The organism is Bradyrhizobium glycinis (assembly GCF_016031655.1).
Lineage (GTDB): Bacteria > Pseudomonadota > Alphaproteobacteria > Rhizobiales > Xanthobacteraceae > Bradyrhizobium > Bradyrhizobium glycinis.
Window position 1 is genome coordinate 15,421 of sequence record NZ_JACCHQ010000008.1, and the last position, 24,447, is coordinate 39,867.

18 protein-coding genes are annotated in these 24,447 nt (G+C 66.8%); 4 read left to right on the forward strand and 14 right to left on the reverse strand.

What is annotated here, in order from left to right; genetic code table 11:
* The first annotated feature begins 69 nt into the window (after positions 1–69).
* The gene (locus tag HZZ16_RS13750; protein ID WP_197949268.1) at positions 70–810 is read left to right on the forward strand and encodes a metallophosphoesterase family protein; all 741 of its coding nucleotides are present in this window, start codon (positions 70–72) and stop codon (positions 808–810) included.
* Positions 811–942: 132 nt separating this feature from the next.
* Here the strand turns inward: HZZ16_RS13750 and HZZ16_RS13755 are convergent, their stop codons facing one another.
* The 12 genes from HZZ16_RS13755 to ubiE all read right to left on the reverse strand — a co-directional run bounded on the left by HZZ16_RS13755 (position 943) and on the right by ubiE (position 19,371).
* Positions 943–1,950: an ATP-dependent DNA ligase gene (locus HZZ16_RS13755; RefSeq protein ID WP_197949269.1), complete on the reverse strand. Its 1,008-nt coding sequence runs from the start codon at positions 1,948–1,950 to the stop codon at positions 943–945.
* 158 nt (positions 1,951–2,108) lie between these two features.
* Positions 2,109–2,429 (reverse strand): thioredoxin, encoded by a 321-nt coding sequence (gene trxA, locus HZZ16_RS13760; protein ID WP_008540017.1) that lies wholly within the window; start codon positions 2,427–2,429, stop codon positions 2,109–2,111.
* A 70-nt stretch (positions 2,430–2,499) separates the two neighbouring features.
* A complete protein-coding gene (addA, locus tag HZZ16_RS13765; RefSeq protein WP_197948990.1) occupies positions 2,500–6,009 on the reverse strand; it encodes a double-strand break repair helicase AddA in 3,510 nt (1,169 codons plus the stop codon).
* Positions 6,003–9,146, reverse strand: a complete 3,144-nt coding sequence (addB, locus tag HZZ16_RS13770; RefSeq protein WP_197948991.1) for a double-strand break repair protein AddB — start codon at positions 9,144–9,146, stop codon at positions 6,003–6,005. Before addB ends, addA begins: the two co-directional genes overlap by 7 nt.
* Before the next feature lie 232 nt (positions 9,147–9,378).
* On the reverse strand, positions 9,379–10,101 hold the full coding sequence (locus tag HZZ16_RS13775) for a nucleotidyltransferase family protein (protein WP_197948992.1): 723 nt from the start codon (positions 10,099–10,101) through the stop codon (positions 9,379–9,381).
* A gap of 117 nt (positions 10,102–10,218) precedes the next feature.
* Positions 10,219–10,536, reverse strand: coding sequence for a PilZ domain-containing protein (locus HZZ16_RS13780; protein ID WP_197948993.1), 318 nt, complete (start codon positions 10,534–10,536; stop codon positions 10,219–10,221).
* 86 nt (positions 10,537–10,622) lie between these two features.
* Positions 10,623–12,191, reverse strand: a complete 1,569-nt coding sequence (gene tsaE / locus HZZ16_RS13785; protein ID WP_197948994.1) for a tRNA (adenosine(37)-N6)-threonylcarbamoyltransferase complex ATPase subunit type 1 TsaE — start codon at positions 12,189–12,191, stop codon at positions 10,623–10,625.
* Positions 12,188–14,692 (reverse strand): sensor histidine kinase, encoded by a 2,505-nt coding sequence (locus tag HZZ16_RS13790; protein ID WP_197948995.1) that lies wholly within the window; start codon positions 14,690–14,692, stop codon positions 12,188–12,190. Before HZZ16_RS13790 ends, tsaE begins: the two co-directional genes overlap by 4 nt.
* A 383-nt stretch (positions 14,693–15,075) precedes the next feature.
* The gene (dut, locus tag HZZ16_RS13795; RefSeq protein ID WP_197948996.1) at positions 15,076–15,534 is read right to left on the reverse strand and encodes a dUTP diphosphatase; all 459 of its coding nucleotides are present in this window, start codon (positions 15,532–15,534) and stop codon (positions 15,076–15,078) included.
* Entirely contained in the window at positions 15,531–16,982 is a 1,452-nt protein-coding gene (gene coaBC / locus HZZ16_RS13800; RefSeq protein WP_197948997.1) for a bifunctional phosphopantothenoylcysteine decarboxylase/phosphopantothenate--cysteine ligase CoaBC, read from the reverse strand. The genes dut and coaBC overlap by 4 nt, the downstream gene beginning before the upstream one ends.
* Before the next feature lie 56 nt (positions 16,983–17,038).
* Positions 17,039–18,613: a 2-polyprenylphenol 6-hydroxylase gene (gene ubiB / locus HZZ16_RS13805; protein ID WP_197948998.1), complete on the reverse strand. Its 1,575-nt coding sequence runs from the start codon at positions 18,611–18,613 to the stop codon at positions 17,039–17,041.
* Complete coding sequence (gene ubiE, locus HZZ16_RS13810) at positions 18,610–19,371, reverse strand: bifunctional demethylmenaquinone methyltransferase/2-methoxy-6-polyprenyl-1,4-benzoquinol methylase UbiE (RefSeq protein ID WP_197948999.1); 762 nt, start codon at positions 19,369–19,371, stop codon at positions 18,610–18,612. The genes ubiB and ubiE overlap by 4 nt, the downstream gene beginning before the upstream one ends.
* 81 nt (positions 19,372–19,452) lie before the next feature.
* Between ubiE and mutM the strand changes: the two genes are divergently transcribed.
* Positions 19,453–20,358 carry a bifunctional DNA-formamidopyrimidine glycosylase/DNA-(apurinic or apyrimidinic site) lyase gene (mutM, locus tag HZZ16_RS13815; protein ID WP_197949000.1) on the forward strand — a complete coding sequence of 302 codons (906 nt, stop codon included), beginning with the start codon at positions 19,453–19,455 and terminating at the stop codon, positions 20,356–20,358.
* Between the two features lie 273 nt (positions 20,359–20,631).
* On the opposite strand, the gene HZZ16_RS13820 is transcribed toward mutM, so the two are convergent.
* Positions 20,632–21,375: a nucleotide-binding protein gene (locus HZZ16_RS13820; RefSeq protein WP_197949001.1), complete on the reverse strand. Its 744-nt coding sequence runs from the start codon at positions 21,373–21,375 to the stop codon at positions 20,632–20,634.
* Between the two features lie 261 nt (positions 21,376–21,636).
* Positions 21,637–22,995 carry a serine protease gene (locus HZZ16_RS13825; protein ID WP_197949002.1) on the reverse strand — a complete coding sequence of 453 codons (1,359 nt, stop codon included), beginning with the start codon at positions 22,993–22,995 and terminating at the stop codon, positions 21,637–21,639.
* A gap of 246 nt (positions 22,996–23,241) precedes the next feature.
* Here HZZ16_RS13825 and HZZ16_RS13830 point away from each other — a divergent pair, with 246 nt between their 5' ends.
* On the forward strand, positions 23,242–24,045 hold the full coding sequence (locus HZZ16_RS13830; RefSeq protein WP_197949003.1) for a HesA/MoeB/ThiF family protein: 804 nt from the start codon (positions 23,242–23,244) through the stop codon (positions 24,043–24,045).
* 96 nt (positions 24,046–24,141) lie between these two features.
* Complete coding sequence (locus tag HZZ16_RS13835; RefSeq protein WP_197949004.1) at positions 24,142–24,417, forward strand: DUF3303 domain-containing protein; 276 nt, start codon at positions 24,142–24,144, stop codon at positions 24,415–24,417.
* Positions 24,418–24,447: the final 30 nt, after the last annotated feature.

Below are 24,447 nucleotides of genomic sequence, written 5' to 3' on the forward strand. Positions count from 1 at the left end.
GGCCCCGGCTCTGCAGCGCACCACTGCGTGCTGCGCTGCGTCCGGGGCACGAGAGGAGAGATGCCAACAATGCGCTTCGTCGCGATTGCCGACATTCACGGAAACTATCTCGCGCTGGAGGCCGTGCTCGCCGACATCCGCGCGCTCGGCATGGCCGACATCGTCAATCTCGGCGACATGCTGAGTGGGCCGCTCGATGCGCGCCGTACCATCGAAATCCTGATGCCGCTCGACGCCGTGCATGTGCTCGGCAATCACGATCGCTATTTGCTCGATCGTCCGCCGGAGAAGATGGGTTCGTGGGATCGCCCCGCCTACGAACAGCTCGATACCGCCCACCTCGACTGGCTGCGGGCGCAGCCGAAGACACGTGTCTTCCGCGAGCAGGTGTTCCTGTGCCATGCGACGCCCGGCAGCGATGAGGTGTACTGGCTCGACTCCGTCCATCCCGACGGCGCGGTGGCGCTGTCGCCGCTGGACCGGATCGAGCAGCTCGCGGAAGGCATCACGCAATCCCTTATCCTCTGCGCCCACACCCATCTCGCCCGCGCCGTGCGCCTGCGCGACGGCCGGCTGATCGTCAATCCCGGCAGCGTCGGCAGTCCCGGCTTTCGCGACAAGCATCCATTCCCGCATGTGGTGGAGGCCGGCACGCCGCACGCGCGTTATGCGATTCTGGAACGCGTCGATGCTGCCTGGCAGGTGACGTTCCGCCACGTCGCATACGATCACGAGGCCATGGCTGCGCTGGCGCGGCGCAATGGTCAGCCGGAGCTGGCGAACGCGCTGGCGACAGGGTGGATCAAGTAGAATCTCTCGTGTCCCGGACGCGGTGCAGCGCGAAGCGCTGCTCCGCAGAGCCGGGACCCAGAATGCCGCACCATGCACCCTGGCTCAGCAGCGCACCATTGCGTGTTGCGCTGCGTCCGGGGCACGAGAGCGTCACTTCAACAGCTTCATCGGATCGGCCGCCTTCTGCTTCAGCTGCTCGAAGGTGCATTGCCGCGGCGCCTTGTCGGGACGCCAGCGCAGGATCGAGGTGCCGTGGCGAAACCGCTCGCCGCTGAAATGGTCGTAGCAGACCTCGACCACCAGCTTCGGCTTGAGCGGACACCACTTTGCGGAACGCTCGGTCGACCAGCGGCTCGGCCCGCCCGGCGCATTGCCGGTGAAGCCGGGCTCGCCGATCAGCGCTTCGAGCCGGTCGGTCAGAGCCGGCTTCGCCTCCGCCTTGATCGCCGAGGTGAAGCCGACATGGTGCAGCAGGCCGTCATCGTCGTAGAGCCCGAGCAGCAGCGAGCCGACGACGTTCCGGCCGGCGATCTTGTTGGTGGCGTAGCGGAAGCCGCCGACCACGCAATCGGCGCTACGGAATTTCTTGATCTTCTGCATGCCGTCGCGATTTCCCGCTTGGTAGGGCAGGTCGATACGCTTGGCGATGACGCCGTCCGAGCCGCCACCGGATTGCGCCAGCCACTTTTTGGCTGTGGCGTAGCTCGTCGTCACCGGTGACAGGCGGAAGAGGCTGTTCTTGAGGTTGGCTTTCGCGAAGGCCTCCAGCGCCGGCCGCCGTTCGCGCAGCGTCTTCTCAGCCAGGCCCTTCTGCCCGGATGTCGCGAGCAGATCGAAGACGAGGTAGAGCGCCGGTGTCTCCACCGAGAGCTTCTTCACGCGGCTTGCCGCCGGATGGATCCGTTGCAGCAGCGCATCGAAGGAAAAGCTCTTGCCTTGCGGCACGACGATCTCGCCGTCGAGCGTGAAGCGGTCGGCCTTGAGCTCCAAGGCAGCGGCGACGACTTCCGGGAAGTAGCGCGCGAGGTCCTCGCCGGATTTGGAGCGCAGATCGACCTTGCTGCCGTTGCGCGACAGCAGGCAGCGGAAGCCGTCCCACTTGGGTTCATATTGCCATTCGCTGCCGCGCGGGATTTCGTCGACTGAACGCGCCTCCATTGCGGCGAGAGCGGTGGGCTTGCGGTCGCGCTTTCGGGGAGGAGCAGGCAAGGGCGGGACTCGTCATACGCCGAACACGCCCCATCAACGCAAAACGGCCGGCTTTCGCCGGCCGTTGTCGAAAATAATCTTGCGCCAATAATCTTGCGCGAGGTGGATCAGACCGCGGAGGTGATCCATTGCTGCAGCTTCGCCTTCGGCGCAGCGCCGACCTGGCGCGAGGCCATCTCGCCGCCCTTGAAGATCATCAGGGTCGGGATCGACATCACGCCATACTTCGAGGCGGTCTTCGGGCTCTCGTCGACATTGAGCTTCACGATCTTGACCTTGTCGCCCATCGCGCCGGCGATCTCGTCGAGGGCGGGGGCGATCATGCGGCAGGGGCCGCACCATTCGGCCCAGAAGTCGACGACCACGGGGCCGTTCGCCTTGAGCACTTCGGCTTCGAAATCGGCGTCGGAAACCTTGCTAACGGCCATTGGGAGTACCTCACTCGGTTGAAAGCGAATCGGCGCGACCTGGAATCGCGCCCGGGATCATGCGGTCAACCTATGAACGGCCCCTTGCCGGGTCAAGGACGCTCACACCGAGATGAAGGGATGCCAGCGCCGCGTCCAGCGCGGGGGCCGAAATCTCCATATATTCAAGGGCCTCGGTCCAGAGCAGGACGGCCCTGACCGGCTTTTGGGGATAAAGCCGCGCCAGCACCGCCCGGTACAGCGCAAGCTGGCGGATATAGGTCGCCGGCGCCTCGGCCGCGCTCTTGGGCGCTGCCTGGTTGGTCTTGAAGTCGACGATCAGGACCTCCTCGGGGCGCACGACCAGCCGGTCGATCTGCCCCGATACCAAGGCCGGCGTGCGGCCCGGCCGCTCCAGCCGTCCGGCGATGGCGACCTCCGCCCGGCTGCCGGCGGCAAAGACAGGGGCGAAACGCGGGTCCGTGATCAGGGCGAGCACCTTGTCGGCCAGCGCAATGCGGTCGGCCTCCGCCCAGTCCGCGGCGTTGCGCGCCATGAAGCCGAGCGCGGCCTCGCGCCGGCGCTCGCCGGCGATCTCGGGCAGCGATTGCAACAGCCGGTGCACCAGTGTGCCGCGTTGCAGCGCCAGCGCGCGCGACTGCACCGATTCGCTCGATCGGACGCTGCGGCCCTCCTCGGCAGACTGGCCCGAGGGACGCACCGGATCCTCGTCGATGGCCTCACGCGGTGCCGGTGTCCGCAGCCAGTCCGGCAGCGCGATGGTCTGGTGCACAGAGGCCGCCGGCGCGCCCAGCGCCACCACGTCCTCGGGACGGGCGAACCGCGTCACCTTGCCGAGCGGCGTCTCGATCACCTGCTTGTCGAGGCCCGAGCCGGAAAGGCCGGTGTCGACGAGGTCGTACCAGCTCAGCTTGCGTACCGTCTTCATGTTGCCCGGCATGCAGCCGCCGACGATCAGCCGGTCGGCCGCGCGCGTCATCGCGACATAGAGCAGGCGGCGATATTCGTCCTCGGTCTCCTCAAGCATCGCCTTGCGCGCCTCGGCAACGGCCTTGGGATCGTCGGCCTTGCGGCCGGCCCAGACCACGACCTCGCCGCCATTGCCGCGCGGCACATGGATCAGCCGCAGCCGCTGCGAGTCCGCGGGCGAGGACGTGGTGTCGACCATGAACACGACCGAGGCCTCGAGGCCCTTGGCGCCGTGCACGGTCATCACCCGCACCTCGTCGCGCGAGATCTCCATGTCGCGCTTCACCTCGGTGTCGGCCGAACGCAGCCAGGCCATGAAGCCCTGTAGCGAGGCCGGAGCCTTGCGCTCGTAGTTCAGCGCGAGCTCCAGGAATTCGTCGAGGGCGTCATTGGCCTCGTGGCCGAGCCGGCGCAGGATGCGCGCCCGCCCGCCATCGCCGCCCAGCAGCCAGGCGTAAAAGGCGAACGGCGTCTCCTCGCGGGCGCGGGTCTCGCAGGCTTCCAGGCGCCGCAACGCCGTGGCGAATTTCTCGCTTGTGGCCGCGTGCTCGCCGAGCGCGCGGCGTAGCGAGCTCTTGCGGTCATGGGCAAGCGTGAACAGGTCGTCGTCACCGAGCCCGAACAACGGGCTCTTCAGCGCCACGGCGAGCGCGAGATCGTCCTGTGGCAGCAGCAGCGCGTCGGCAAGATTCATCAGGTCGATGATGGCGATGTGCTCGGTGAGCTTGAGGCGATCGGCGCCGGCCACCGGAATGCCGGCGTGCTTCAGCGCCTGGATCACGGCATCGAATGCGTTGCCGCGCCGGCGCACCAGGATCAACATGTCGCCATAGCGTAGGGGACGACGCTCGCCCTCGTGCCCGGTCAACGTGCCGCTCTCGACCAGCCGCTTGATCTCGGCCTGGATGCGCCGGGCAAGCTTGACCTCGGGGCTGGTCACGGCGACGCCGTCGAACGGCGCGCGCCAGCCCTCGATGTCCTGCCGATCGTCGGCCTCCGCGAGATCCCACAGCTCGATCACGCTCGGGCCGGCATCGCTGAGCGCGTTGTGCAGGGGATGGCCGATCTCGACCGAATGGATGCTCTTGTAGATCGCGGGATCGCGGAAGACGTGGTCGACCGAATGCAGGATCGTCGCGCCCGAGCGGAACGAATAGGTGAAGGCGACCGGATCGAATTTCAGCCCGGCGGCGGTGAACTTGCGGTGCAGTTCGCGCCTGCGCGCGTCGAACTCGTGAGGCGCCGCGCCCTGAAACGAGAAGATCGACTGCTTCTCGTCGCCCACGGCGAAGATGGTGCGGTTCAGCCCCTCGCGCGCGCCTTCGCCGGCGGTGAACTCGGAGATGATGTGCGCGATGATGTCCCATTGCCGCGGGCTGGTATCCTGCGCCTCGTCGATCAGCACGTGATCGACGCCGCGGTCGAGCTTGTAATGCACCCAGCCCGAGGCGATGCGGTCCAGCATCGCCAGCGTCTTGTCGATGAGGTCATCGTAGTCGAGCAGGCCGCGCTCCTGCTTCTCGCGCCGGTAATTCGCGGCGGCGGCGGTGGCGATATGCAGCAGGGCCGCGGTGCGGTCCCGAATGGTCACGGCGCGGCGCTTCTCGACCAGCCCTGCAAGGCGCTGCGCCTCGGCCTCGAACAGGCGGGCCACAGACGGATTGTGATCGCAGAACTTCTTGGTCAGCACCGCCTTGCGCGGCAGCTTGTCGTCGGTGAGGAACACGGACAGATAGGCATCGACCTGATCGCTGCCGGAAAACGCCTTTGCCGCGCGCAGCCGCCCCGCCTGGTCATTGTCGGATTTGCTGCCGTCTTCCAGCGCGAAGGCGATGTCGTCCCAGCGCGCGCGTGGCAGGAATGGGCCATCGAGAATCTCCGTCTCGACGGCCTCGATTCGGTCGCTCGCCTCGACGCCCAGCACGGAAGCCATCTGCGCCGCAGCGGCTTCCGCGTTGCCGGCCTCGTCGGTCCAGGCCATGAAATGATCGCGGCTGAGGCACGCCTCGCGCACGACCTCCTTGAAGGTGACATCCGCGGCGCTCGCCATCGCCATCAGCAGCGCGCGGCCGGTGACGCTTTCGGAATCGCGCGCGGCTTCCAGAAGCACCTTCAGATTGGCGCGTTCCATCATGTCGTTCTGGTCGCGCTCGTCGATCACGGCAAAGCGCGCGGGAACGTTGGCCTCGAACGGAAATTGCTGGAGCAGGCGGGTGCATAGCGCGTGGATGGTCTGCACCTTCAGCCCGCCCGGCGTCTCCAGCGCGCAGGCGAACAGCTTTCTCGCGTCGCGACGTAGTTTCGCGCCGGGATGCGGGATGCCGATCGCGCGGATCGCCGCGTCCAGCGCATCATCGTCCAGCGTCACCCAATGACCGAGCGTGGTGAACACGCGCTCGGCCATGTTGGCGGCGGCAGCCTTGGTGAAGGTGATGCAGAGGATCTTCTCCGGCGGCACGCCGGACAGCAAGAGACGGATCACGCGCTGCACCAGCACATGTGTCTTGCCCGAGCCCGCATTGGCCGAGACGAAGGCGGATGCAGTCGGATCGGAGGCGCGCGCCTGCCGCGCGCGCACCTCGTCGGGGATGGGACGCGGCGCCTTCACCATTCCTCGATCCCCAATCCGCCGGCCGCGGACCATTCCTTGATCCGGGCAAGGTCGTCATAGGTGCCGTAGCGGTTCGCCCACATCGGCAGGTTCAGCGAGGTATAGGCCTGGTTCTCGTCCTCGAAGGCGCGGATCAGCGCTTCCAGCTTGGCTCTTGCCTCGGCCGCCGCGGTGTCCGGGGGCTGCGGCTCGTCTCCCGGCTTGAACTTGAGCTCGAGGATGCGCTCCTCGCCCGGCGGGTTGTTGCCGCTGAGACGGACATAGACGAGCTGGCTCACGGAGGCGCCGGCATCGATATCGGGAAAGCCGCCCTCGCGCAGGATCGCGGCTTCCAGCGTCAGCTGCGGCGACAGACCCATGCGGACCTGCTTGCCGGTCGGCGGCTGCCCAGTCTTGTAGTCGAGGATGGCGTAGCGGCCACCCTTGCGCCGCTCGATGCGGTCGGCGCGGGCGGAAAGGCGGAAACTGCGCTGAGCATCCAGCGTAATCGAGATCTCGCCACGGGTCTCCGCGACGATCGCCTCGATAGCATCGCGCCGCGCCGTCTCCCATTCGCCGAACCAGCGCGCGATGCGCTGGAAGCGCGGCCACCACAGCGCCCGCGCCTCGGGTCGCTCCATCAGCGGCGCAAAATGCTTCTCGCCGATCGCGCGCAGCACCCGCGCGGGATCGTCCGGCAGACGCGCCGCATAGCTTTCCGTGAATTCGCCGATGGCATCGTGAATCGCCGAACCGCGATCGGCGGCCGAGAGCGGCATGTCGACAGGGTCGAGCACATCGAGTCGCAAGATTCGTTTGGCGTAGATCGTGTAGGGATCGCGCAGCCAGTCTTCGATCTCGGTGACGGACATCTTGAGCGGCCGTGTCGCGCGCGGCGGCCGCGGCTCCGGCTGCTTGATCGGCTTGACCTCGTCGGGCTGGTCGAGCGCCGCGGCGAACTGCACGTATGTCTCGCCAGCGCGAACGGCCGCCTGCCAGAGTTCATCGCCTGCCACCGCCTCCAGCCGATGCAGGAAGCGTGAGGCCACCGCCGGCGCGCCGCCGGCCTTGGCGGAGTGGGTGAGGATCACCTCGTCGCCCCCGAGCAATTGCGCGAAGTCATGGGCGGACAGGCCGATGCGGCGCTCCGGCAGATCGAGCCCGAGCTCGTGCCGCATCGGGCGGCTGAGCCAGGGATCGATGCGCGGCGCCGGCGGCCAGACGCCTTCGATCAGGCCGCCGATGATGATGCGGTCGGCCTGCATCAGGCGCGACTCCAGCGGGCCGTAGATTTGCAGCCGCGCGCCCGGCCGGTCGCGCCGCCGCACTGCGCGATCGCTGAACGCGGTCTGGAAGACGTCCGAATAATCCGGCAGCGTCACCAGCAATCCGCTGGTCGTGCCGCCGCGCAAGAGGTCGTCGAACGCGCCCGCGAGCGCGAGACCATCGCGATCCTCGAAGGCGAGCGATTTGCCCTGCTCGTCGCGCGACAGATCGATCATGATCTCGCGATGCCGATGCGCGAGCTCGGCGAAATCATAAGGTTTCGACGGCGGCAGGCGCTCGATCGGCGCCAATGCCTTTTGCAGGGCATCGATCAGCGCCTGGATGCGATCGAGATCCTCGGCCTTGAGGCGCGCCCGCGGCTCGGCGCGATGCAGCGCGGAGACCTCGCCGCGCCACAGCTTTGCCAGCTCCTCGCGGAAGCGGTTGAACTCGCGCAGGAGGCCCGCCGAGCCTGCCGGTGGGCGCGTGCCGCGCAGCACCGCAAGCTCCAGGCCCTCGATTGCCATCTTCCACGCGCCCGGCGCGCGGCCGAGCCGGCACAGCGGATGCTTCAGCATCGCCAGCAAAGTCGGCGGCTCCAGGCCCTTGGTCGCCGCCTCTGCCGCGAGGCGCGCAAACGTGCCGGCGGAGGTTTCCATCAAGACGTCGCCGCCGGAATCGTCGAAGGCGAGATCCCATCGCGTCAGCGCCGCCATCACCCGCCGCGCCAGCGCGCGGTCGGGCGTTACCAGGGCGGCCGACTTGTCGAGATGGCGCGCCTCGCGCATCGCGATGGCGATGGCGAGCGCTTCCATCTCGGGATTGGGCGCTTCGACCACCGCGAGGTTGTTCATGCCGCCCGCGATCTTCGCGGCGACATCGGGCTGCTTCAGCCGGTCGTGCCAGACCTCGGTCTTGGCGGACGGCCGCATCGATTCCGACGCAAGCAGGTCGCGGCCGCCTTCCGCTGGAGGCTGCAAAATCTCGACATCGCTGCGCTTGATGCCGAAGCGATCCAGCAGCGCGTGCATGGCATATTGCGGATGGTTCGAGGTGGGATTCTCGATGATGCCCAGCAGGTCCCTGCTGCCGCCGATGCTCCGCCAGGCCTCCTCATCGAGATCGGTGTCGAGTCCCGGCAGCACCACGGCGCCATGCGGCAGCAATGCGACCGCATGGAGAAATTTTGCGGTGGCCGGCATCGAGCCGGTCGAGCCCGCCGCGACCACAGGTCCATTTGGATGCGCGGTCAAGCGCCTCGCTTCCGCGGCAATCAGAAGATCGCGCCGCGCGGCTGGCTCGATCCGGTTGATCTCAGCGAGATGATTGGGCCAGGCGATGCGGGCGATGCGCAGGAATTCGAGCGAGTGCTGCCAGTAGCGGTCGAGGTTGTCAGGCACCAGGCCGTCGAGCGCGCTCCAGTCGACGCCGCGCGTCACCATGTCGTCGATCAGCCGCGCGAGATCGGAAGCAAGCGCCAGCGTCGAGGCGGGGCCGCCGACCACCAGCGGCGCCAGCACCGGCCCCTTGGCCCAGGCGGCGACGAGCTGCGCCAGCGTCAGGCGCCGTTCGAGCTCGCCCAGGCGCGGCGGAATGTCGAGCGGCGCGGTCCCGGAAAACTGTTCGCTCTCGCCCGCGAAAGCGAGCTCGTCCTCGTCGATATCGCCGAGCGCGACGATGCGCGGCAGCACGACGGCATCCGTCTTCATCTCGTCGAGGAAGATCTCGCGCACCACCCGCATGGCGCGCCGCGTCGGCAGATACAGCGTAGCGTCCGCCAGCCGCGCCGGTTCCTTGCGCGCCTCGAAGCCCTCGACCAGCCGCCCATCGAGCAGCGCCGTGACGACCGTGCGCAGGAACGGAACTGAGATGGGAACGCTGAAAACGCGCATGGGCCGCCTGATTCGAAGGATCAGGCAATATAGGGAGGTGGACTCAAATGGTCATGGGTGCGGGTGAGTCATCCCCGCTGTTCGCCTCTCGTGCGGACGCGGCGCAGCGCTCCTTCAGCGGTGCGCCGCAGAGCCGGGGCCCATCTCGTCGCGTCCTGCCATGTCGCTTTCTGGGTCCCGGCTCTGCGGAGCGGCACTTTGTGCCGCACCGCGTCCGGGACACGGAACAGCCCTACGCCACACTCTCCAAAAACGCCTCTTCCGCGGCGTGCACGGCATCGGGCGTGCCGACATGCATCCAGACGCCGTCGAGGCGCAGGCCGAACAGCCGCTCCTGCTCCTCGGCGCGGTCGAACATCTTCGTCAGCGAGAATTCACCCCGGGGCGCGTCCGCAAAGATCGCGGGCGACATGATCGCTGCGCCGGCATAGACGAACGGAACGACCTCCTTCTCCTTGCGCTTGCGCAAGGCGCCGTCGGGCAGCATGCCGTAATCGCCGCGGCCGCCATAGCCGATGCTCGTCGCGGTCGGTGCCATCAGCAGCAGGATGTCCATTCGTGCGGGATCGAAGTTTTCGGCGAGCCGCGTCAGGTTCGAGCGCACGCCGTCGATCCACAGCGTGTCGGAATTGACATGGAAAAACGGTGCATCGCCGAGCAGCGGCAACGCCTTGACGACGCCGCCGCCGGTGCCGAGCACCTGGTCGCGCTCGTCCGAGATGGTCACGCGCGGAAGCTGGCGTGATGCGACGTGGTCGATGATCTGGTCCGGCAGGTAGTGCACGTTGACCACCGCCTCGCTCACGCCGGCGTGGCCGAGCTTGTCGAGCACGTGGTCAAGCAGCGGCTGGCCCGCGACCGGCACCATCGGCTTCGGCATCTTGTCCGTCAGGGGGCGCATGCGCAGGCCAAACCCTGCGGCGAGCACCATGGCTTTGGTCGGTTTGACGGACATCCTTCGTTTCTCAGACCTTTCGCGTTCGCAGCAATCCTAACACGAGGCTCGATCTGCCGCACCGCATCTCGACCGCCTTAACCACCCGCCGTGACGGTTGTACGACGGGTGTTGCCGTCACGCCCCAACGGCTGTGGAACGCACCTTCTTCTTCTTGTCGCCCACTTTCAGGAAATTGACACCGATCTGGTCGCCATTGACCCAGGCCAGTTCGCAGCGCCGGTAGGCGAGCCCGGTGGACGACAGCAGGAGAAAGAATTCCTTCAAATGCAGGCCTTCGACCGAACCGTCGATCGTCAGCTTGGCGCCGCTCTCGGAGACGTCTTCCATGGTGCAGTCGCGCCGCCAGGTGCCGTCGATTCCCATCATCTGGGCCGGAAACCCGCGCTCGAAAGTAACCCGGCTGTTGCCGCGCTGGTCCGCATTTACCGCCATCTACCCCGCTCCAGCCCCGAATGACCCGGCTGCCTCGCGGCGAGAATACCGAGGTCTTGGCTAACAGGCGGTAAATCGGCCTCAAATCAGGCTTGAGGCGCCCCTTGCAATGGGTCTTGAGACGGTCCTTGAGACGGTCCTTGGGGCGGCGGGACGTTGGCGAGATACCAGTCGCGCAGATCGGCGAGCGCCGGATGCGCCAGCGAGCGCTGGAGATAGGTCCAGATCCGCGGCTGATGGCGCAGATAATGCGGCTTGCCGTCGCGGCGGTTGAGCCGGGCGAAGGTGCCGAGCAGGCGCGTGTTCCGCTGCGCCGACATGATGGCGTAGAGCTCGGCGAAGCCGGCGGCGTCGAAGCTGGTGTCCTGCGCCCGCCGCGCCTTGATGTAGCGCGACAGCAGCGTCAGCTCGATGGTCTCGGGGACATTGATGCGTGCGTCCTGCAGCAGCGACACCACGTCGTAGGATTGTGGCCCCAGCACGGTGTCCTGGAAATCGATCACGCCGACGCGTGCGATGCCGCTGCGCTTGCTGAGCCAGATCAGATTGGGCGAATGATAGTCGCGGATGATCCACGTCTTCGGCGCCGCCAGCGGCCTCTTCAGCAATTCGCGCCACATCGCGAAAAATTCTGCGCGCGCCTCATCGCTCAGCGGTGCGTTGCGATCGGGCAGATACCATTCCGGCATCAACCCGATCTCGATCAGCAGCGCTTCGACGTCGAAGACGGGGATCGCGTAGGTCTGCCCGTCCAGCGGCAGCGTCTCCGGCAGCGTCTTTCCGTGCAGCATCGCCAGCACGTCGGTCGCGGCTTCGTAGCGCTCGAGAATCGGTCGCGGCGGATCGCCCTCGATCACGCCCTCGCTGCCGAAGTCTTCGGTGATCAGGAAACCGTGGTCGAGATCGGAATGATGGATCGCGGGCGCGGAGATTCCTTGCGCGCGGAGGCCTTCGTCGATGGCGACGAACGGTCTTACATTTTCGGCCAGATGCACCGCAGCGCTGTAGGACTTGCCGTTGTAGAGGGCCGTACCATCGGGCCGCTGCGGGAAGTTCATGAGAATGACGATCTCGTCATCGCGCACGAGCCGCGCATAGGAGCGCGTCGAGGCGTCGCCATTCATGCGCCGCCGCGTCGCGTCGATATAGCCGGATTCATCGAGGAATTCGCGCAGCGCCTTCAGCCGCGCCACTTGCGCAGCGCACTTACCATAGCCGGTGATGTCGGCGGCGCGCGCATTCGACCCCAGCGCCGGCCGATGCGTCAGTGTGATGTCGATGCGATCCGCGGGCATCGCCGACGGCGCGCGCTCCGGCCATTCGATCAGCACCAGCGTGGCATCGGGCAGCGGCGACAGCCCGATCTCCTCGAGCTCGCTCTCGTCCTCGACACGGTAGAGATCGGCATGCAGCACCGGGAACGGCGGCAGCTCGTAGCCCTGCACCAGCGTGAAGGTCGGGCTCGGCACTTCCAGCGCCTCGTCGCCGGCGAGATAGCGGATCAGGCTGCGGGCGGCTGCGGTCTTGCCGGCGCCGAGATCGCCGGTGAGGGTGATGACGTCGCCGGGGCCGACCAGCAGGGCGAGGTCGGCCATCAGCCGCGCCGTGGCCGTCTCGTTGTGAAGCGCGACGGAGAATGTGGTTGTATCAGTCATTCGGCGGCGTCGCGGTGCGCCGCCTGGTCGGTCGGGAAATCACAAATCACGACCGTGCCCCGGCCGACGATCGAATCCACCCGCACCTTGCCGCCATGCAGCTCGACGAAGGAGCGCACCAGCGACAGGCCGAGCCCGGCGCCGCGATGACGCGAGCCCTGCGAGCGGCTTTCGAACCAGTTGAACACCTTGTCCTTCATGTCGGCAGGTATTCCAGGGCCCGAATCTGTCACGGTGAAGACCACGCTGCGTTCGGTGCGCCGCGCGCTGATGCCGACGGTGGAATCCTGTGGAGAAAACCCGACGGCATTGGCGAGGAGGTTATAGAGCACCTGCACCACGCGCTTCTCGTCGCCGACGAAGCTGCCGACATCGGGCGCGATCTCGACCTTGAGGCGGATACGGTCGGTGGCGAGCCGGTCCTGGATGCCCTCGGCGGCTAGCTCGATGGCCTTGGCGACGTCGACCTGCCCGAGTTCCAGCTTCATGGCGCCGGCGTCGATGGTGGCGAGATCCAGGATGTTGTTGGTGAGCGCGAGCAGCGCGTTGGTCGACTTGGTGACGTAGTCGAGATATTCGGCCTGCTTCGGCGTCAGCGGTCCGGTCGAGGGATCGCTGAGGAAATGCGCAAAGCCGATGATGGTGGTGAGCGGCGAGCGCAGCTCGTAGGAGACGTGGTGGACGAAATCCACCTTCATCTGGTCGGCCGCCTCCAGCGCCTCGTTGCGCTCGCGCAGCGCGCGCTCGACATTCTCGGTGTCGGTGATGTCCTGGAAGGTCAGCATGGTGGCGCCGTCAGGCAGCGGCCGGATCATGCCGTCGAGCACGCTGCCGTCCTTGCGCTCCAGCTTCAGCGGCACGTCGGCGCGGTTCTCGATCGAGGTGATGGCTTCGCGGATCTGGCGCCAGACCACGGGATCGTCGAACAGCTGATGGCACCAGCCTTCGACGGTCTGGATATGCGGCTCGTCGCGCATGGCATCGCTCGACAGCTTCCACATCCGCACGAAGGCCGGATTGAACAGCTGCGCCTTGCCATTGCTGCCGAACACCGCGACGCCCTCGGCGAGGCTGTCCAGCGTCTCGCGCTGGACGCGGATCAGGCCGTCGAAACGGCGGGCGAGGTCGAGGCTTTCGGTGACGTCGTCGAACAGATAGGTGACGCCTCCTTCCGGGTTCGGCGTGGTGACGACCGAGAGCGCGCGGCCGTCGGGCAGGAACCAGGTGTCCTTGGCAGTCTCGACCGCGCGATAGGCCTCGTGCAGCTTGGCTTTCCAGGCGCGGAAATCCGGCTGCTCGGGCAGCTTGCGCGCGGCGCGGAGCTGGTCGAGCACGCTGGAATCGTCCGGATGGGCGTCGAGGAAGTTGCGATCGAGATCCCATAGCCGGCGATAGGAATCGTTGTAGAAGGCAAGGCGCCGCTGGCCGTCGAACACGGCAACGCCCGAGGAGAGCTGGTCGAGCGTGCGGCGGTGCGCCTCCGCCATGCGCACCAGGGCCGAGCTCAGCGCATCCGCCTCGCTGGCATCGATGGCGACGCCGACGCTGCCGCTACCGACATTGACGGCGCGCACGTCGTAGATGCGCCGTTCGCCGCCGACCACGATCGGCAGCCGCGAGGTGAAATTGGCGGCGTCCTTCAGCCCCCGCTCCATCGCATTGCGGTCGTCGCTGTCGAGCAGCTCGAGCTTGCGCTCCTGGGCATCGATGGCGCTGGTCGCCTCGGTGGCGCGCACATAAGCCGGGTTGGCGTAGGTCAGGGTGCCGTTCTCCCCCTTTGCCCAGATCGGCCACGGTGCCGCCGCGGCAAAGCCACGAAGCATCTCGGTCTCGTCGGAGAGCGCCTTGTAGCGCAGATTGGTCTCGGCCAGTTCGCGGCGGAGGCCCGAGAGCTCGCGAATGCGGACGATGGCCTGGCCGCCGATGGCGCGTCCGATCGCTTCCAGCATATGGCCGTGCGCGGTGGTCAGCGTCAGCTGGAACCCGTCGCCGCGCTCGCGCAGCGCGTCGACCGCGTGGTCCATCAGCAGCGCCGGTTCCGGCGGCAGCCAGGTTCCGAACGCCAGCACACGCTGCGGCGAGGAATCGCGCGGCAGCACCAGCGCGATGTCGCCGGAAATCTGCGCGCGGTTGTCGCCGGCCGGCCACGAGATCAGGATCTGCGGCTCGGCGAACAGCAGGGCGCCGAAGCGGTCGGCCTGGAGCTGCAGTTCCCCGATCCGCGCGCGCAGCCGCGCCTCGTTCTTCGCCGTGCGCACCCGCGTGCGCATCAACAGGATCGCGGCCACGACCGAGAAGCCGAGCAGCGCCAAGGCGGTGGCGAGCACCGCGAGTTCCTGCCGGTTGAAATCCATAACCAGGGAGAGGGTGTCGACGAGGTCGGCGGCCTTGGCCGGCGCAGCCGGCAGCAGCGCTGCGAGAGCGCCTCCCACCAAGCCGTTGCGCGCCAGCGATGTGCACGACAGCAGCGTCCGACGCATCGACACGATCACGCCTGACATAGTTGCCCCAAGACGCGGAAATTCAAGACCGCACGAATTGACGCGCGGCGACCCCCGTCGCGCGCGAATCAAAAGACAATACCCTCACCGCGACTCCGCCGGTAAGAGTCCAGATCGTGAACGCAAAGGCGGGTCCCAAAAAAGTGCCCCGCGCGCGGTTCCCGGTGCACGTAATTCTTCGGGTGATTCGGGTGGGATTGCCGCGCGTTAGCGTGTGAGGCGGATTGCTCGCCACGATGCTGGTGCGCTCCTTCCCCCGCTTGCGGGGGAGGGCTGGGGAGAGGGTGTCTCCGCGATGGGACAATCCCCTAGAGGAGAAAACCCTCACCCGCCGTGCTCTGCGAGCGCGGCCGCCTCTCCCGCAAGCGGGAGAGGTAAGAAAGCTACCGCCCCGTCGAGCCGAAGCCGCCGGCGCCGCGATCGGTCGCCGACAAGGTGGCGACGGGAAGCAGCGCGGCCTGCAGCACCGGCGCGATCACCATCTGGGCGATGCGCTCGCCGCGCTTGATCACGAACGGCGCGGTGCCGTGATTGATCAGGATCACCTTGATCTCGCCGCGGTAGTCCGCATCGATCGTGCCCGGCGAATTCAGCACGGTGAGGCCGTGCTTGGCCGCAAGCCCCGAACGCGGCCGCACCTGCGCCTCGTGCCCGGGCGGCAAGGCGATGGCAAGGCCGGTCGGCACCAGCGCGTATTGGCCCGGTGCGAGCGTCATGGGCTCGTTGTCGGGCACCGCGGCCATCAAATCCAGGCCAGCGGCCTCGCTGGTCTGATAGGCCGGCAGCGGCAGGCCGTCAGCGTGGGCGAAACGTTGCAGCTCGACGGTAACCTTCGTGCTCAAGATGCGGACTCCAGGGATTTGCCGGTCACGCTCTTCGCGATCTGCGCGACCAGTTCGGTGGCGACCTGTTCCTTGGTCATCGCCGGCCAGGAATCAACTGTAATCTCGCCGTCCTGCGCACCGTTCTTGCGGCTGAGCAGGTGGACCGTGTTGCGGTCGCCACCCATCACGCCGGTGGCGGGCGAGACGTCGTTGGCGACGATCCAGTCGCAGCCCTTGCGCGCGAATTTTGCTTTGGCGTTGTCGATGAGGTGCTCGGTCTCGGCGGCAAAGCCGATCACGAGCCTCGGGCGCTTGTCGGTGAGCTTGGAGATGGTGGCGAGGATGTCGGGGTTTTCGACCAGCTGAAGCGGCGGCATGCCGGCAGAAGTCTTCTTCAGCTTCTGCTCGCCTTCGTTGGCGACGCGCCAGTCGGCGACCGCGGCGGCGAAGATCGCGACGTCGGCAGGGAGTGCGGCCTTGACCTGCTCCAGCATCTGCCGCGCCGATTCGACGTGCTTCACCGTCACGCCCGGGGGATCGTCGAGGTCGACCGGACCGCTCACCAGAGTGACCTCGGCGCCCGCGGCCTGCGCAGCGGCGGCAATGGCAAAGCCCTGCTTGCCGGAGGAACGGTTGGCGATATAGCGCACCGGGTCGATCGCCTCGTGGGTGGGACCGGCGGTGATCAGCACGCGCTTGCCGGCGAGCGGCTTCGGCATCGGCGGCCGCAGCAGCCGCTCGGCGGCATTGGCGATCTCGATGGCTTCCGACATGCGGCCCGTTCCGGCTTCGCCGGCTTCGGCCATCTCGCCCGCGTTCGGGCCGATCAGCACCACGCCGTCGCGCTGGAGCTGCGCGACGTTGCGGCGCGTCGCCGCGTTGCTCCACATCAGCGGATTCATCGCCGGTGCCAGCAGCACCTTGCGGTTGGTCGCAAGCAGGATGGCGCTGGCGAGATCGTCGGCATGACCGTTCGCCATCTTCGCCATCAGGTCGGCGGTGGCCGGCGCGACCACGATCAGGTCGCAGTCGCGCGCGAGGCGTATATGGCCGGCGTCGAACTCGCTCTGCGGGTCGAACAAGTCCGTGTAGACGCGCTCATGCGAGAGGGCGCTCACGGCCAGCGGCGTCACGAATTGCTGGGCTGCCTTCGTGAGCACGCAGCGGACCTCGATGCGGCGCTCCTTCAGCCTGCGGATCAGGTCGAGCGACTTATAGGCTGCGATCCCGCCCCCAATGATCAGGGTGACGCTGGCCTCGGGGACTGCGCCGGTGCGCTGCGGCGCCGGGGTGGTGGATGGTGCCGGCGGCGCGGAAAACGGCGTCAGCGGCTCCTCGCGGCCCTCGATCAGCTCCCGCAGGATGACCCGGACCTCCTCCTCGACCGACCTGTGGTTCTTGGCCGAGCGCAGCCGCAAATAGGTTTTGACGGCGTCGTCGAGCTTGCGGATGGTCAGGCTTGCCATGACGCCCTCCGGCGGAGAATGATAGCGATGCTATCACTCGCGTGATTGCAATGCAATCATAGATTCCGGACGGCGATCAGAATCCCGATGAAGGTCGCGGCAATGATCCAGAGCGCCACGGTGCGCCAACGATTCTTGCGGCCCTCGCTGCGTCCCATCGCCGCGATGCTCTCCGGCGACAGCCTGATGCCCTCCCGCGTCATGGTCTCGAGCTGCTCCAGCACCTTCACCGACCGCTCGGCGATCTCCGGCAGGCGCATCAACACCCGTGCGATGTCCCCGGTGCCGGCGAGCCCGCCCTCGATGCGGCCGATGGGTCCGAGATTGCGCTCGATCCATTCCCGCACCACGGGGTCGGCGATCCGCCAGATATCGAGCTTGGGATCGAAGCCGCGCGCAACGCCTTCGACCACCACCATGGTTTTCTGCAGCAGGATCAGCTCGGGCCGCGTCCTCATGTCGAACAGGCCGGTGACCTCGAGCAGCAGCGTCAAGAGCCGCGCCATCGAGATCTCTTCCGCCGTGCGATTGTGGATCGGCTCGCCGATGGCGCGAATGGCTTGCGCGAAATTCTCGACCGAATGATGCGCGGGCACATAGCCGGCCTCGAAATGCACCTCGGCGACGCGGCGATAATCGCGGGTGATGAAGCCGAGCAGGATCTCGGCGAGGAAGCGCCGCTCCTTCATCCCGAGCCGGCCCATGATGCCGAAATCGACTGCGACGAGACGGCCGGTATCATCCAGGAACAGATTGCCCGGATGCATGTCGGCGTGGAAGAAGCCGTCGCGCAGCGCGTGCCGCAAAAAGCTCTGGATCACCTTGCGGCCGAGATCAGGCAGGTCGACGTGCGCCTCTGCGAGGCGCTTGTGATCGTTCAGCGCGATGCCGTCGATCCATTCCATCGTCAGCACGTTGTGCGTGGTGCGGTCCCAATCAACGGCGGGCACGCGGAAATCGGGATCGTCGCGCGTGTTCTCCGCCATCTCCGACAGCGCGGCGGCCTCTAACCGCAGGTCCATCTCCATCGCGACCGAGCGCGACATCGTGTTGATGACCTCGATCAGGCGCAGGCGCCGCGCCTCGGCCGAATAGGCCTCGGCCTTGTGCGCGACGAAGAAGAAATCCGAGAGATCGCGGCGGAAGCGTGCGGCGACATTGGGCCTCAGCACCTTGATCGCCACCGGCTTGCGGATGCCGTCGCGCAGCACCTCGCCGCGATGCACCTGCGCGATCGAGGCCGCCGCGACCGGCGGGCCGAAGCTGACGAAGACGTCCTTCAGCGGCCGTTCCAGCGAGGCCGCGATCGTCGCCTCGGCTTCGGCCTGCGGAAACGGCGGCAGCCGGTCCTGCAGGCTTTCGAGGTCGCGCGCCATGATGACGCCGACCACGTCGGGGCGCGTGGCCAGGAACTGGCCGAGCTTGAGATAGGCCGGACCCATCCGCGTCAGCGCGCGCGAGATCCGCGGACCGTATTTGGCGCCGCGGCGCTCGATGATGCGCGCCAGCTTCAGCGCGAGTTGCCCCGGCGGCGGCACCAGGCTCGGATCGACCGCGCCGAACACGCCTTCGCGCGCAAACACGAACGCGGCGCGGATCAGGCGCGCAATGTGGGTGACGGCAGAGATCACAAACGCCAGCCCGAATGCAGTGCGACGATGCCGCCGGAGAGTGTCTGCCAGCTGACGCGGGCAAAGCCGGCCTCGCGGATCATGTCGGCGAAGGCGGCGGGCTTTGGAAATTTGCGGATGGACTCGACGAGATATTGGTACGATTCGGCGTCGCCCGTGACCATGCGCCCGAGCGGCGGGATCACCTTGAACGAGAACAGATCATAGAACTTGTCCAGTCCCGGCATCTCGACGGTGGAGAATTCCAGGCACAGGAAGCGGCTGCCGGGTCTCAGCACGCGATAGGCCTCGCGCAGCGCAAGATCGATCCGCGGCACGTTGCGGATGCCGAACGCGATCGTATAGGCATCGAAGCTGCGATCGGCGAAGCCGAGCGATTCGGCATTGCCTTCGACGAAATCGACCTGGGTGTCCAGATGGCGCTTGGCGGCGCGCTCGCGCCCGACGGCCAGCATATCCGAATTGATGTCGCACACCGTGGCGTGGAAGCCGGGGCCGGCTGCCTTGGCGGCCCGGAACGAGATGTCGCCGGTGCCGCCGGCGACATCGAGCAGCGCGAACCGCCGGTCGCTCCTCGGCGGATCCAGCGCGGTGATCATGATGTCCTTCCAGACCCGATGCAGGCCACCGGACATCAGGTCGTTCATCAGATCATAGCGCGACGCCACGCTGTGAAACACATCGTTCACCAGCGTCTGCTTGTCCCCGAGGGGTACGTCCCTGAAGCCAAAATGCGTGGTTTCGCCCGGCCGATCCATTACTCTGCTCCACTCGGCGGACCATAGCCTGCCCGCCGCAATGGCGCTATCACACCGCCCTCATAAGGTGAATGCCCGACCATGCCTGAATTGCCCGAAGTCGAGACCGTCCGCCGCGGCCTTCAGCCCGTGATGGAGGGCGCGAAAATCCTCGATGCGGAGGCCCGCCGGCCGGATTTGCGCTTTCCGTTCCAGCCCGACTTCGTGGCCCGGCTCAAGGGGCAGGTCGTCACGGGCCTCGGGCGCCGTGCAAAATATCTCATGGCCGATCTCGCCTCCGGCGACGTGCTCTTGATGCATTTGGGCATGTCGGGCTCGTTCCGCGTCATCAAGCCGGACAACGAGGCTCAGCCCGGCGAGTTTCACTATCCGAAGGCCAAGGACTCCGCGCACGACCACGTGCTGTTTCGGATGTCCTCCGGCGCCGACATCGTCTTCAACGATCCTCGCCGCTTCGGATACATGAAGGTGATCGCGCGCAACGCGCTCGAAGACGAGCCGCTGCTGCGCGGACTCGGCCCCGAGCCGCTCGGCAACGAATTCGATGCCGCGATGCTGGCGCGCTCCTGCCAGGGCAAGACCACGAGCCTGAAGGCCGCGCTGCTCGACCAGCGCGTGGTGGCCGGGCTCGGCAACATCTATGTCTGCGAGGCGCTGCACCGCTCGCATCTGTCGCCGCGGCGCATTGCTGCGACATTGTCGACGAAGGCCGGACAACGCAAGGGCGTTGCCGGGGGCGAGCCGACCGATCATGCCAAGAGGCTGGTCGGTGCGATCCACGCCGTGCTCAATGACGCTATCAAGGCCGGCGGCTCCAGCTTGCGCGATCACCGCCAGACCACCGGCGAGCTCGGCTATTTCCAGCACTCGTTCAAGGTCTATGACCGCGAAGGCGAAAAATGCACGACGCCGCGCTGCGGCGGCACGATCAAGCGGTTCACGCAGAACGGCCGCTCGACCTTCTGGTGCCCGAAATGTCAGAAATGACGTAGCGCGGTAGCAGCAAAGAGATGAGTTTCTCCACGGCGACGGTCCCACCACCCGTCCTTGCGAGCGCAGCGAAGCAATCCAGAATCCCTCCGCAGCAGCAGTCTGGATTGCTTCGTCGCAAGGGCTCCTCGCAATGACGGGAGGATAGAGCCCTCGCTACAACGCGCGAGACGAAGCAATCCGGCCGGGCTGGGGGCCGGACTGCTTCGTCGCTTGGGCTCGTTCACCGGATGACGAACAGCCCGACTGTCGCCCGAGCGATCGCCCCGCTCAGGACGCCAGTGTCGTGGTCTCGTCTGCCGCCTGCTCTGCGGCGATCTGCAGCATGCCGTGTGCAGCCGCGATGACCTGATCGATCAGGGCATTGGTGGTGGCTTCGAGCTCGAGCCGGGTCGCGATCCAGCGCCAGAGGCTGCGGATCTCGTCCGCCGACTTGCCGTTCGGCGCGAATTCGCTCACGGCAAGGCCGCTGGCGAGTGCGTCCTGGTGATCGTTGCGCATCACGATCAGCGGACGCGCGAGCACGTCGGCAAGATCGAGCGCGGCTTCCTCGGCGAGCGCGGTCGCGGCGTTGTCGATGCGCTGACCGCGGATCGGCGTCTGGTTGAGCACGAAGCTGTAAGGCCGCTTCCAGGCGCGGGCGACGCTGAGCGTCGAGACGGTCGCCTCGATGTCGGCGACGCTGGGACGGGCCGGGATCAGGCAGAGATCGGAATGGCGGATCGCGGCGGTGGTGGCGGCGGAAAGGCCGGCTGCGGTGTCGACGATCGCGAGCTGGAGGCCGCTATCGGCCAGCATCTTCAGCCGCGGCGCGATATCGGCTGCGTGATAGATCGGCTCGACGACGAGATCGTCGGTCAAGCGGCGCCGCTGCCAGTTGGAGAGAGTGCCCTGCGGGTCGGTCTCGATCAGGCGGACGGTGAAGCCGGCCTGCTTGGCGGCCAGGGCGAGGCCGATGGCAAGCGTGCTCTTGCCGCTGCCGCCCTTTTGGGTGGCCAGTACGATCGTGTGCATTGAAGATCAATCCTTTGGAGTGCTGGGTCAGGAATACGCCACGCGAACGTGCATCGCTTCTGGATGCTGAGCGCTTCTCGCTCAGGACGTGCCGGCCCGATCCAAAGGGGATCGCGGAGGTCCAACGGTAACGATGATGGCGGAATAGCGAATGCCAGCGAATCCGTACCATTACCGACTCCGTAGTCGTACGCATGTGCAACCGCGCCCCGGCTCTGCACAGCAACGCTGAGGCGTTGCAGCGCGTCCGGGACACGAGACTTATTTCCGCACGCAGATCACGCGCACGACCGCGGCCTTTGCATCGGTCGACGTGCCATTCGCGGCGACACCGTTCGCCTTCAGGAATCCGCGCACCGCCTCTGCCGAGACCATCAAAGCCTGTGACGCCGGTACCGATGTCGCAGGTCCTGCGACCATGGCCGGCTTCAGCAGCGCGATGCCGGCGAACTTGCCGTCGGCGTCCACGGTCGGGCTGCCGGAGAAGCCGACCGCCGGCGGCGGCGAGAGTGCGGAATTGCTGCTCGTCACCGGTGCCAGCGCGGCCTTGAGGCTCGACACGGCGGCCGCGCCGCCCTGGCTTTGCGGATCGGCGATGCCGACGACATCGACATTGGTCTTCGCGGTCCCGCCGGCGAGGCTGAGCGGCTTCAGGCCGCGCGCGCCGTAGACGTGCAGCAGCGCGAGATCGTGCTCCTTGTCCTCGGCGAGACGGTCGGCGCTGCCATGGCCGGCGATCGTGATCGCGAGGCAGCCATCGGTGACGAGACGGTCCGTGACGATCGCGCCGTCCTCGCTGACGACGAGGCCGGTGCCGTATTCCACGGTCTTGCGTGGCGGCGGCCCGGCCAGCGGTCCCGACGGAAACGCGTTGAACGCGCTCGACATCGCGATCACGACCGGCTCGACGATGTTCTCTGTTGCCTGGTCGTAGAGGATCGTCATGGTGCGGACCTCGTCGCCCTTGAAGGTGCCGCGGACGTAGAACTTCTTCAGGCCCTGCAAGCCCGACAGCACGAAGAAGTCGGGCTTCACCACGGTGTAATCGACCTTGCGTCCGGACGGCTCCTTCTCGAGCTCGGCGAGCTTTGCCGAGGTCGGATTCGTCTCCTTGCGGCGGCTGAGAATCACCTGCACCGTCCCGGTCGGCGAGGTCCATTTCGAGCCGTTGGCATCGCTGGCCTGCTGCGGCACCAGCTTGCCGGGAATGCCGAGCCGGGCGCCGCTGGTCGGCTCCGTCACGATCTTCCAGCCGACGCTCTCCTGCTTCTTTCGCGCCGTCTCGGCGAGCCCGGCGCGCTCCTGCGGATTGAGCACGCCGGTCGGCTTGCCGCCCTTGGCCTTCTGGTATTCCTTGATGGCGTTGACCATGCGATCGCTGACGTCGCCGGTGATGGCGCCGTTGTACTGGCCGGCCCAGGCGAGGTCGGACTGCAGCGCCAGCCGCTCCGCTTTGGCCATGGCATCGGCGGTCGCCGACGGCGTCTGCATTGCGGGAGGCTGGACCGGGACGGTCTGCACCGTTTTCGGCTTGGTGCCGGCGACTTGCGACGTCGTCATCTGGGCGTTCGCGCCCGTGGCGGCTGCAAACACCAAGGTTGCCGCAAGCATCGATCTCATGACAAATCCAGCCAGCCCATTGAACGTCAAGACATTGAAAAGCGTGCCATTGAAGCACATCTCGTTGGTCGCGAACAACGTAGGGGTGGTTCAGGTGGCGTAGAGGCCGCGACCTTGGGTCCTCATCCTGAGGAGCGGCCCTGAGGCCGCGTCTCGAAGGATGGCCGCAGGCGATATCGGGGCCTTCATGGTTCGAGACGCGCGTACCGCGCTCCTCACCATGAGGGGTGAGAGGAACGAAAGACGATGCTGAGCCCGGACGAACTCGAACGCTATGCCCGCCACATCGTCCTGCGCGACGTCGGCGGTCCCGGCCAGGCCGCGCTGAAGCGGGCCTCGGTGCTGGTGATCGGCGCCGGCGGGCTCGGCGCGCCCGCGCTGATGTATCTGGCGGCCGCCGGCGTCGGCACGCTCGGCGTGGTCGACGACGACGTGGTGTCGCTGAGCAACCTGCAGCGCCAGGTGATCCATACGACGCCCGACATCGGCCGGCACAAGGTCGAGAGTGCGGCCGAGCGGATCGCGGCGCTCAACCCGCATGTCCGCTTCGTCGGCCATGCCACCTGGCTCAACGCCGACAATGCGCTCGGCCTGATCGGCGATTACGACCTCGTGCTCGACGGCTCCGACAATTTCTCAACGCGTTATCTCGTCTCCGACGCCTGCTTCTTCGCCAAGCGGCCGCTGATCACCGCGGCGCTCGGCACCTTCGACGGCTCGCTCACCACCATCCGGGCGCATGAGACCAACGAGCAGGGCGAGTTCAATCCGACCTATCGCTGCCTGTTTCCGGAAGCGCCGCCGCCCGGCACCGTGCCGGCCTGTGCGGAAGCCGGGGTGATGGGCGCATTGGCGGGCGTGCTCGGCTCGATGATGGCGCTGGAGGCGATCCGCGAGATCGTCGGCTTCGGCGACGGCCTCGTCGGCCGCCTCCTGATGATCGATGCGCGTGCGATGCGCTTCGAGACGCTGCGCTATGCGCGCGATCCCGCCAATCCGCTCAACGGCGACGGGCCCGTGTTCGAGGATCTCAGCGTCCATCGCGCGTAGGCGCGGGGCACGAAAATAGACACTTGTAAGCGTCTCCGTTCGTGATTGAATTCGCCTCGCCGCAAGGCGAATGGAAATTTCAGATTGGAGATTGCTATGAAGTACATCTCAAGCTGGAAATTACCGCCGAATTTGATCGACTCCGCCATCGAAAAGTTTCTGAAGACCGGGGGGGTGCCACCGGAAGGCGTGAAGATGCTCGGCCGCTGGCACGGAATGAACGGGACGGGCTTTGCCATTTCGGAGAGCAACGACCCGAAGGCCATGTATCAATGGTATGCCCAATGGGCCAACGTGATGGAGATCACCGTGACTCCGTGCGTTGAAGACGCCGAAGCCGGCCCGATCCTGGCCGCGTTGGCGAAGCACTGACTGGCTCGGAGCGGTCGTCGTACGCTGCGG

What these genes read in the sequence shown, in the direction of transcription:
- HZZ16_RS13820 (WP_197949001.1), bottom strand. Translation starts at nt 21,375, where the DNA reads ATGCACACGATCGTACTGGCCACCCAAAAGGGCGGCAGCGGCAAGAGC.
- tsaE (WP_197948994.1), bottom strand. Translation starts at nt 12,191, where the DNA reads ATGACTGATACAACCACATTCTCCGTCGCGCTTCACAACGAGACGGCC.
- trxA (WP_008540017.1), bottom strand. Translation starts at nt 2,429, where the DNA reads ATGGCCGTTAGCAAGGTTTCCGACGCCGATTTCGAAGCCGAAGTGCTC.
- HZZ16_RS13780 (WP_197948993.1), bottom strand. Translation starts at nt 10,536, where the DNA reads ATGGCGGTAAATGCGGACCAGCGCGGCAACAGCCGGGTTACTTTCGAG.
- HZZ16_RS13835 (WP_197949004.1), top strand. Translation starts at nt 24,142, where the DNA reads ATGAAGTACATCTCAAGCTGGAAATTACCGCCGAATTTGATCGACTCC.
- coaBC (WP_197948997.1), bottom strand. Translation starts at nt 16,982, where the DNA reads ATGGCAAGCCTGACCATCCGCAAGCTCGACGACGCCGTCAAAACCTAT.
- HZZ16_RS13790 (WP_197948995.1), bottom strand. Translation starts at nt 14,692, where the DNA reads ATGTCAGGCGTGATCGTGTCGATGCGTCGGACGCTGCTGTCGTGCACA.
- addB (WP_197948991.1), bottom strand. Translation starts at nt 9,146, where the DNA reads ATGCGCGTTTTCAGCGTTCCCATCTCAGTTCCGTTCCTGCGCACGGTC.
- HZZ16_RS13830 (WP_197949003.1), top strand. Translation starts at nt 23,242, where the DNA reads ATGCTGAGCCCGGACGAACTCGAACGCTATGCCCGCCACATCGTCCTG.
- HZZ16_RS13775 (WP_197948992.1), bottom strand. Translation starts at nt 10,101, where the DNA reads ATGTCCGTCAAACCGACCAAAGCCATGGTGCTCGCCGCAGGGTTTGGC.
- ubiE (WP_197948999.1), bottom strand. Translation starts at nt 19,371, where the DNA reads ATGGATCGGCCGGGCGAAACCACGCATTTTGGCTTCAGGGACGTACCC.
- addA (WP_197948990.1), bottom strand. Translation starts at nt 6,009, where the DNA reads ATGGTGAAGGCGCCGCGTCCCATCCCCGACGAGGTGCGCGCGCGGCAG.
- mutM (WP_197949000.1), top strand. Translation starts at nt 19,453, where the DNA reads ATGCCTGAATTGCCCGAAGTCGAGACCGTCCGCCGCGGCCTTCAGCCC.
- HZZ16_RS13825 (WP_197949002.1), bottom strand. Translation starts at nt 22,995, where the DNA reads ATGAGATCGATGCTTGCGGCAACCTTGGTGTTTGCAGCCGCCACGGGC.
- HZZ16_RS13750 (WP_197949268.1), top strand. Translation starts at nt 70, where the DNA reads ATGCGCTTCGTCGCGATTGCCGACATTCACGGAAACTATCTCGCGCTG.
- HZZ16_RS13755 (WP_197949269.1), bottom strand. Translation starts at nt 1,950, where the DNA reads ATGGAGGCGCGTTCAGTCGACGAAATCCCGCGCGGCAGCGAATGGCAA.